The 8,271-nt window shown below is 44.0% G+C and carries 11 protein-coding genes and 1 pseudogene; 6 read left to right on the top strand and 6 right to left on the bottom strand.

Annotated elements, in window-relative coordinates; translation table 11 throughout:
* A partial coding sequence (locus ACH10T_RS11215) for a hypothetical protein (RefSeq protein ID WP_394809363.1) occupies positions 1 to 277 on the top strand: 277 nt, incomplete at its 5' end.
* Positions 278 to 325: 48 nt separating this feature from the next.
* On the opposite strand, the gene ACH10T_RS11210 is transcribed toward ACH10T_RS11215, so the two are convergent.
* Entirely contained in the window at positions 326 to 1,351 is a 1,026-nt protein-coding gene (locus ACH10T_RS11210) for an Ig-like domain-containing protein (RefSeq protein ID WP_394809362.1), read from the bottom strand.
* Positions 1,308 to 2,120, bottom strand: coding sequence for an Ig-like domain-containing protein (locus tag ACH10T_RS11205; protein ID WP_394809361.1), 813 nt, complete (start codon positions 2,118 to 2,120; stop codon positions 1,308 to 1,310). The genes ACH10T_RS11210 and ACH10T_RS11205 overlap by 44 nt, the downstream gene beginning before the upstream one ends.
* Before the next feature lie 232 nt (positions 2,121 to 2,352).
* Between ACH10T_RS11205 and ACH10T_RS11200 the strand changes: the two genes are divergently transcribed.
* From ACH10T_RS11200 to ACH10T_RS11180, 5 genes and pseudogenes are all read left to right on the top strand, one after another.
* Positions 2,353 to 2,571: a hypothetical protein gene (locus ACH10T_RS11200; protein WP_394809360.1), complete on the top strand. Its 219-nt coding sequence runs from the start codon at positions 2,353 to 2,355 to the stop codon at positions 2,569 to 2,571.
* Positions 2,508 to 2,777: pseudogene (locus ACH10T_RS11195) on the top strand (IS4 family transposase); the annotation flags it as partial. The gene ACH10T_RS11200 and the pseudogene ACH10T_RS11195, both read left to right, overlap by 64 nt.
* Positions 2,778 to 2,898: 121 nt before the next feature.
* Positions 2,899 to 3,234: a YceK/YidQ family lipoprotein gene (locus tag ACH10T_RS11190; protein ID WP_394809359.1), complete on the top strand. Its 336-nt coding sequence runs from the start codon at positions 2,899 to 2,901 to the stop codon at positions 3,232 to 3,234.
* Positions 3,235 to 3,602: 368 nt separating this feature from the next.
* On the top strand, positions 3,603 to 3,830 hold the full coding sequence (locus ACH10T_RS11185) for an addiction module protein (RefSeq protein ID WP_394809358.1): 228 nt from the start codon (positions 3,603 to 3,605) through the stop codon (positions 3,828 to 3,830).
* Positions 3,827 to 4,126: a type II toxin-antitoxin system RelE/ParE family toxin gene (locus tag ACH10T_RS11180; RefSeq protein WP_394809357.1), complete on the top strand. Its 300-nt coding sequence runs from the start codon at positions 3,827 to 3,829 to the stop codon at positions 4,124 to 4,126. Before ACH10T_RS11185 ends, ACH10T_RS11180 begins: the two co-directional genes overlap by 4 nt.
* 102 nt (positions 4,127 to 4,228) lie before the next feature.
* On the opposite strand, the gene ACH10T_RS11175 is transcribed toward ACH10T_RS11180, so the two are convergent.
* From ACH10T_RS11175 to ACH10T_RS11160, 4 genes are read right to left on the bottom strand one after another with little or no spacing between them, the layout of a single operon-like run.
* Positions 4,229 to 4,891 (bottom strand): HAD family hydrolase, encoded by a 663-nt coding sequence (locus ACH10T_RS11175; protein ID WP_394809356.1) that lies wholly within the window; start codon positions 4,889 to 4,891, stop codon positions 4,229 to 4,231.
* Complete coding sequence (gene hda / locus ACH10T_RS11170; protein ID WP_394809355.1) at positions 4,888 to 5,565, bottom strand: DnaA regulatory inactivator Hda; 678 nt, start codon at positions 5,563 to 5,565, stop codon at positions 4,888 to 4,890. The genes ACH10T_RS11175 and hda overlap by 4 nt, the downstream gene beginning before the upstream one ends.
* Before the next feature lie 44 nt (positions 5,566 to 5,609).
* Positions 5,610 to 6,674, bottom strand: coding sequence for an AI-2E family transporter (locus ACH10T_RS11165; RefSeq protein WP_394809354.1), 1,065 nt, complete (start codon positions 6,672 to 6,674; stop codon positions 5,610 to 5,612).
* An 8-nt stretch (positions 6,675 to 6,682) separates the two neighbouring features.
* Positions 6,683 to 8,071, bottom strand: coding sequence for an aspartate aminotransferase family protein (locus ACH10T_RS11160; protein ID WP_394809353.1), 1,389 nt, complete (start codon positions 8,069 to 8,071; stop codon positions 6,683 to 6,685).
* Positions 8,072 to 8,271: the final 200 nt, after the last annotated feature.

Raw genomic sequence — 8,271 nt, 5'->3', positions numbered from 1 at the left:
TCAAGGGTACACACAAGTCATCCGACAACGGCAGGCTGGAAATCAGCGCATGCCTAGTGTGAAGAACATCGGAAAGCCGTGTGCGGGAAAACTGCATGCACGGTTTGATGAGGAAGGGCTGGTGAAATTGACTATGGAATGGCTATTGAGGCACCGCCAAACGAAAGGGGCGGAAACAGATAAGCAACTCCTAATGGCGATCGAAAGCCAGTCCTTTACTCTACCTAATTTTCGTTTTCGCTATACCCAAGAACAATATGATGTGATCTTGATGTAATTTAGGTTTTATTTTCCATTAGCATTGCTCCCTGATGGAAAATAAGGGTTAAAAATAGAAAAAGGGGTTGAATGATTCATCAACTCCAGTTGTTGGAACAAAAGTAGGGTCAACCGTCGTAAAATTAAGTGTAGCCGCATCATTAATTCCAGCGTAGGCATAGCCTGCGGTATCAATCAGTACACCACGGGCCATTTGAATATTGTAGGTCGTATTAACTGCTAAATCGGTGGTCGGGTTTATGGTTACTATACAATGTCTCACAGCACCAATTTGGAACTCTTCGAAAGTTACCTGATGGGTATCACTAATATCGATGATGCGAGTATCTACGCCGTTACTGATAACGATACCTCCGCTTCCGGCAATAACGATTTCATCAAAATGTAACGTAATATTGTCATCAGCCTCAAAATCTATATCTTTGTACATAAGATGACTGTCAAGCAGCAGCGGATCCGAAGCAATTGTTGTGAAACTTTCATCATGCATGCCTGCATAAGGGTTCCCAGCAGTATCCACAATCACTCCCTCTGCTATCTGTACAGTATATGTAGAGTTAGCAACTAGACTCTCTGTTGGAAAGATAGTTACTCGGCCATATTCAAAAGTCACTTGACTGCTATCATTAATAGCTATGATACGTGTATCGACACCATTACTAAAAATTATATCGCCACGTCCTGCTGTGACTACTTTATCAAAGAATAATCTGAAACCACCATCAATTTTGAAACCGGTAGGAGTGTTTTCTGGAACCCTAATATTTTCGTTATGCCCTAATTTACTGCCATACAGCAATGGATCAGGGGCAATGGTTGAAATACTTGCATCGATAAAGCCGGGATAGGCATAGCCTGCTGTGTCAACAATTACGCCGTTGGCCATTTGTATACTATAAGTTGTATCGGCAATTAAGTCAGATGATGGATTTATTATTACAAGCCCATCTGAATAAAAAGATAATTCGTTTTTTTCGAAAGTTACCTGGCTGATATCATGGATATCAATGGTATGAGTATCCGTACCATTACTGATAACAATATATCCATTTCCCGCTGTAATTTTTTTCATCAAAGAAAAGATAGATATCGTTGTCAGCTTTGAAATTATTAGTGTTGTTCGCGGGATTGCTGTGTCTCAGCACTGGGGTCGTAGCGATAGTTGAAATGCTTGCCCCGCTGAAGCCATCATAGGCATGATCTGCAGTATCCATAATGACGCCGCTGGCTATCTGAACATTGTAGGTTGTATTAACAACTAGGTCATTGGTAGGGTTTATCGTTACCTTGTTTTCATCGAAAGTCACCTGGCTGGCATCATAAATATCAATCGTACGAGTATCCATACCATTACTGATAACAATATATCCACTCCCCGCTGTAACTGTTTCATCAAAGAACAAGCGGGTATCATCATCAATTTTGAAGTTCACTTCTTTGTCTCTGGGAGTGCTATATACCAACCGTGGCGAAAAAGTATCAGTGACAGTAGTAAAATGAAGCGGAGTTTCATCGTTAATGCCAGCGAAAGCATTGCCATTCAAATCAACGATAACACCGCGCATCATTTGTATATTGTAGGTGGTATCAGGAATCAAATCTTCTTTGGGATTGATGATTACTTTATTGTCTGATTTAAAAGCAACTTGCTCAGTATCATTAATGTTAATGGTACGAGTATCATCCAAGCCATTACTAATAATGATGTGGCCACTCCCAGCAGTTATCTCGTCACGAAAAAAGCGCAATACAATATTCTGATTAACTCGGAAATTATTGGATCCATTCAGCGGTTGGATATAAAGCAGATAAGGCCTATGAGTAACAGTTCTGATTGGCATAATATTGGTTTTCGAATTAAAAGTGCTTTCTCGATATTCCATTCATAGTGTCTTGAGGAAATACCGCGTCTGCGCACTAGGCTATGCATTTTCTCACCCTTCATGCGGATCAATTTCAAAAGGAAAATAAGAAATACCCATCTTTTCAGCATTTTTATGCCGATTGAATTTTTACTTGGTAGTCATCCTTGCGAAATTCACCTCCCCACCATCCTATTGTAAGGTGGGGAGTATGCCTATTGAAACAGACGAAAAAGAAGGGATAAATATATTCAGAGACCTTTGCAAAATACAACAAATTATCAAATTCGTTACAATTTCTGATTTTTTTGTGAATATTGCGATATTTTTTAGTCATTTCCTTGCTGAAATCACGCGAACAATCACTTCAAGTGGATCAAACAGCATCTTCGTATCAGGCGGTTCTACGGAACCACTGAGAACGCAGTAAAAACACAGATATGGATTGCCATCACAGTTTATATCTTGGTTGCCATCGTGAAAAAGAGGCTCAATACCGAGCTATCACTTTACACAATTCTACAAATTCTGAATCTCACTCTTTTCTAGAAAATACTTATATATCAACTATTTAAAAACACCAGGCTGAAAATTTATACCTCAGAAAATTATAATCAACTGAATTTATTCAACTAAATTTCCGGACACTAATGATGTTAAATATATTACGATGGGCATCTCGAAAGCACGTAACGAATGACAAAGCCCGGAACCGAATAAAATCCCTGCAATATACGTCGGTAAATCCTATTTACTTATGAAGAAAAAACTTTGGTTCGCAGTTACACTTGCAATAACTTGCTTACTCTTCGGCTGTGGAACCGTCAACACCGTTCTTCGTGACGACTCCGTTCCACGGCGCAATCTAAGCCACGTCAAATCACCTTGCGAGACAATTCCGCGAATTTATAGCGGTATTTCCTATAACATTTGCACTTTACGCGGGAAACCGTCTAGCCCTACGCTATGGATGGGAGCCGCACCAGAGCTTATGTTAGTAGATTTAGTGTTATCCGGCGTACTAGATACGGTCGTTTTACCATACACGGTTTATGAGCAAATTTATGAGGGCAGTATAGATCTCAGGAAATAAACATGCCATCAGGCATCGGCACATATACGGAATCAAGTTACGAAAGAACAAAGACCAGGATCAGGTTTTGACATCATGACATCTCCCTCTTACCAGCCTGACAAAGGCATTTCCCTGAACCGCCAATTCGGGGCCCCCTCACCGCAAACCAATAATCTGCCAGCACGGTAGGTTGGGCTGCCGAAGAAAGCCCAACATCACCCACTGCGAACAATCACATCTTACCATCACACTACCTCTTAGCAAGTAGCCCGGATAAGCGGATAAGTAAGCATCATCTGGGATAGATTTCTCAAATATCAATACCGGAATCCAACTTGTCATTCAATGATAAACTGCATGCTAATAAAGGTTTAGGAGAGTTTATCATGCCCGATAAGATGAAATGGATTCTGGAAAATATCAAGACATTGTCGTCCCATGAAAAAGCTACGCTTGCGCATTGCTTGATTTCAAGTTTGGATGATGCCAACGAAGAACATGTCGATGAGGCGTGGATTCAAATCGCAGAACGCCGGTTCGCGCAACTTGAATCCGGTGCGGTGAAACCGGTTAGCTGGGAAGAAATAAAGCTGAAATTGAACCGTGAGTCGTGACAAACGTTTACTTTCATCCTGAAGTTGCGCGCGATATACGTGAACCGGTCGTCTGGTATGAATCGCAGGCAAAAGGATTGGGCGGTGATTTTATCAATGAGCTTGAAAGCGCTTATGAAGCCATTGCCGAACTTCCTGGCGTATGGCCCCAATTCAGAAAAGGGTTCCGGCGTTATATCCTTACCCGTTTTCCATTTGCAGTAATTTACAGACAATCAAACGAAAAAATCTATGTAATTGCTGTAATGCATCAAAGCAGAAAACCCGGTTACTGGCTCAATCAAATTGTAGAATAAACATGTCAGTAGCCCGAGCAACAAAGGGAGAAAATCATGACATTGCCTCCTTCCTCTGGGCAATCGGACAAAGAGGTCTTCCTGAATCGTCAATCCACCTGATCAACGCAAGCTGATAATCGGCCAATTATTTCTTTCTGCGTGGCTTCTCAGCGTGGCATCCGGATCTACCGCGACCGGGTGCGTCACTTTGCTGAGTAATGGTAAATCGTTGAGGGAATCACTATAAAACCAGCTGCGCAGGAAGGATAACCAAGTTAGATTATGCGCATCCAGCCAGCTTTCCAGCCGTTCAATTTTTCCTTCCCTGAAAGAAGGCGTGCCTGATACCCTGCCGGTAAATTCGCCATCTTTTTCTTCCGGTTCGGTCGCAATCAAATGGTTGACCCCTAATGCCTGCGCAATGGGTGCTGTGACAAAACTGTTGGTTGCGGTAATGATGATGCACAGATCATCATCCAGCATATGCCGCTCAATCAACTGGCGCGTGCCCGGCGCAATCAGCGGCATAATCTTTTTACACATAAATTCGCTGCGCCAGGCTTCCAGTTGAATGCGTGAATGACGCGCCAGCGGCTTTAACTGAAAATCCAGGAATTCATGAATATCCAGCGTTCCCGCTTTGTATTGCTCGTAAAATTCTATGTTCTTGGCTTCGTGCAGCTCACGATCCAATGCTTTCTTTTCAATCAAAAATTGCGCCCATTGGAAATCGCTATCTCCGGCAATCAGTGTATTATCCAAATCAAATAATGCTAAATTCATGAGGCCACCTGTAATAATTTTCGTAATAGAGGTATGGTAATTTGACGCTGATTAACCAGAGAATACCGATCCAGCGCATCCAGTGTCATCATTAACGACGGCAAATCACGCCGTCCATGCCGTAACAAATAAAGACAAATTTCTTGTGATAAGTCGAAGCCACAATCAACGGCATGACTTTTCATCGCCTGTATTTTCTCTTCTTCGGTTAATTCATGAACCTGATACACCAGCCCCCATCCCAAACGCGTCACCAAATCCTGCCGCATATTCAAATGCGCTGGCGCAGCCGCTCCGCTGACCAGCAGAAATGCCTGACTTTCATCGCGCAACTGGTTATAGAGATTAAATAATCCAATCTGGGCTGATGCATCCAGACAGTCAATATCGTCAACTACGACACAATCTATATCGCTATCGGCAAAAAATTCACATGGATTTTTAGCGGAGAAATATACCGCTTTTGAGTTTCTTTGTGTATAGGCTGCAACCGTTGCCTGTAATAAATGGCTTTTGCCACAACCCAGGCCGCCCCAGACGTAAACAAAGCGTTCTTTCTCCTGGTTGGACAGAATACTTGTCAGCATGTGCAGCAATTCAGCGTTTCGCCCTGGCAGAAAGTTCTCCAGTGTAGGCAGTGGGAGGGGTTTAATATCCAGCAGCAACTGTTTCATTGTAATCGCTCATACTCATAGCCCCGCTTCGCAAATGCCTGCGACTATGAATTATAGAGATTGCTCCCCAGATAGCGCTGATGAAGATGACGTAGCCAAACCAGTAGCACGGCACTGACCGGCAGCGCCAGCAAAATACCAAAGAAACCGAACAATTGACCAAATGCCAATAACGCAAATATCACCATGACCGGGTGCAATCCGATCCGATCACCCACCAGCCAGGGGGTAATCAACATACCCTCGAGCAATTGACCAACGCCAAACACAACCCAAACCGGAATCAGTCCGCTCCAGCCCTGGAATTGCATCAATGCGGCAAAAGTCGCCAGCGTCAGGCCGACGATCATGCCGAGATACGGTACAAATACCAGAATACCGGCTATCAATCCAATCGGTAGTGCGAATTCCAATCCCACCAGCCAGAGACCTGTGATGTAGCAAATACTCATCAGAATTATGACGGATAATTGTCCGCGTAGAAATTCCGCCAGAATCCGGTCCGTCTCACGCACCAGTAAAGAAACTTGGTGATGCCAATACCGCGGGATCATTTCATCGGCAAGCTTGAGCAACATATCCCAATCACGTAGCATATAAAACAATACAACTGGCACCAGTAACAGATTAACCACAAATTCCACAATCGCCATCCCGCCGCTGGTCAAAGAAGGCAGCACCTTTGCGGCCACACCCCCTGCACTCTTCCAGTGTTCTGATACGGCCTGTTTCAACACATTCATATCCGGCTGCAAACTGATGTTGAATCTTGTTTCCAGCCAGGGAACCACATGATTCTTGAACATATCCAGATAAATCGGCATCTTGTCCAGCACCCGTCTCGCTTCTTCCTCAAATAATGGCACCATGATCAAAATCAGTGCTGCAAAAACACCAAGCAACAAAAACATCACCAGTACCGCACCCACTGTGCGCGATAACTTCTTTCCAGCTAAAAAAATCACCATGGGATTACAGATATAGGCAATCACTGCAGCCAGCAGAAACGGGGTCAATATCGGACTGAGCAGGTAAATCAGCCCGCCCGTCACGCAAACCAGCATCAACCACCAGAGATAATGGATATCGTCGGAGCGTTCAGTATTCATACTGTGTTCTAACCCGCTTTTGCTTTTAACGCATGGCCCGCAAGATTCTTACCCAATTCCCAAATAGAACCCGGCACTTGATGCGTATCCGCAATTGTCTTGGTAAAGGCGTTAATGATGTGATTGATGTCTTTCTCATTCAGTATCAGCGGCGGCAGTATCTTAACCACATTCATGCCATGCCCTGCCACTTGCGTCAAAATTCTGTGCTCTTTAAATAGAGGGATGGTAATCATCTGGCAGAATAAGCCCTTGTTGGCCGCTTCCAGCATCATCCAGGCAGCTTTAAGTGTCAGACTATTCGGTGATTTGAACTCAACCGCAATCATTGAGCCTTTGCCGCGCGCTTCTTTCAGAAATTCAAATTGACCGGTTAGTGCATTTATTCTGCTAATTATTTCAGCACCCATTTTCGCACTGTTCTCAACCAGCTTCTCTGCCTTTATCACTTCCAAGCTGGCCAGACCAGCGGCCATCGCCATATTATTCTTGGAAAAGGTGGAACCATGCACGACAGCGCGATCCATACGATTAAACACGCCGTCCATAATCTGCTGCGTCATAGCCACCGCACCGACCGGAACAAAACCACCGGAAAGTGCTTTAGCCATGCAAATCATGTCCGGCTTTACACCCCAATGTTCAATCGCCCAAAATTTACCCGTGCGTCCCAGGCCGGTTTGAATTTCATCCGCGACAAACAGTGTGCCGTATTTCTTGCATAAACGTTCGACTTCCGGAAGGTAGTTATCATCCGGAATATTCACGCCCTTACCCTGAATCGGCTCCACCACAAACGCTGCCACATTGCGGCTACTAAGTGCTTGTTCCAAAGCGGCAAGATCATTGAATCGAACCGAACCGCAGTCTTGCAGTAATGGGCCAAAACCATCTTTGAAAATCTGCTCGCCGTTCAGCGATAAAGCCCCCATCGTCAAACCATGGTAAGCATGATCACAACAAATAATGCGATTGCGCTTGGTCACGTAACGCGCGAACTTTATCGCCGCTTCAACCGATTCCGTGCCCGAATTACAAAAGAAAACCCTTTCCAGATTGTCCGGTGTCGTGGTCAGAATCTCCTTGGCCAGCAAACCGCTCAAAATCGACACATCCATCTGCACCAAATCGGGCATATCGAGCGATAAAACCTCTTTTAATGCATTGACGATAGTCGGATGGTTGCGGCCAAATGCATAAACACCGAAACCGCTCAGCAGATCCAGATATTCGTTACCCTGTTCGTCATACAGATACTGCCCAACTGCGCGTTCATAGTTCCGGTCATAGCCAATCGTTTTCAAAACCCTGACCATCTGAGCATTCAGATACCGATCGTGCAAGTCAAATTTATCCGTGCGGTGTTGTGATAACAAGTTGGCTATACTAAAAGACATGAACGACCTCTGCATTTGAAAAAACACCGCCAGTAAAGCTGGAGAGCTGGAGGGTAACGTCTACGGGTTCCCGGAAAGAAAAAATTAATACCATTCAACGGCGGTATTGCTGCAACAAAAATTAGCGTTGATCATACCCTCATCAGTTTTTTCTTGCTGTTAAAAATATACAATGATTGTGTGATTGATTGCTGTCATTT

This window comes from Nitrosomonas sp. (assembly GCF_043753625.1).
GTDB lineage: Bacteria > Pseudomonadota > Gammaproteobacteria > Burkholderiales > Nitrosomonadaceae > Nitrosomonas.
The sequence above is the reverse complement of the archived record's forward strand: the minus strand, read 5'-3'. Positions and strand labels throughout refer to the sequence as shown.

Excerpts from the sequence above, each read along its gene's own strand:
- ACH10T_RS11210 (WP_394809362.1), bottom strand. The coding sequence starts at position 1,351 with ATGAAAAAAATTACAGCGGGAAATGGATATATTGTTATCAGTAATGGT.
- ACH10T_RS11205 (WP_394809361.1), bottom strand. The coding sequence starts at position 2,120 with ATGCCAATCAGAACTGTTACTCATAGGCCTTATCTGCTTTATATCCAA.
- ACH10T_RS11200 (WP_394809360.1), top strand. The coding sequence starts at position 2,353 with ATGCCTATTGAAACAGACGAAAAAGAAGGGATAAATATATTCAGAGAC.
- ACH10T_RS11190 (WP_394809359.1), top strand. The coding sequence starts at position 2,899 with ATGAAGAAAAAACTTTGGTTCGCAGTTACACTTGCAATAACTTGCTTA.
- ACH10T_RS11185 (WP_394809358.1), top strand. The coding sequence starts at position 3,603 with ATGCCCGATAAGATGAAATGGATTCTGGAAAATATCAAGACATTGTCG.
- ACH10T_RS11175 (WP_394809356.1), bottom strand. The coding sequence starts at position 4,891 with ATGAATTTAGCATTATTTGATTTGGATAATACACTGATTGCCGGAGAT.
- hda (WP_394809355.1), bottom strand. The coding sequence starts at position 5,565 with ATGAAACAGTTGCTGCTGGATATTAAACCCCTCCCACTGCCTACACTG.
- ACH10T_RS11165 (WP_394809354.1), bottom strand. The coding sequence starts at position 6,674 with ATGAATACTGAACGCTCCGACGATATCCATTATCTCTGGTGGTTGATG.
- ACH10T_RS11160 (WP_394809353.1), bottom strand. The coding sequence starts at position 8,071 with ATGTCTTTTAGTATAGCCAACTTGTTATCACAACACCGCACGGATAAA.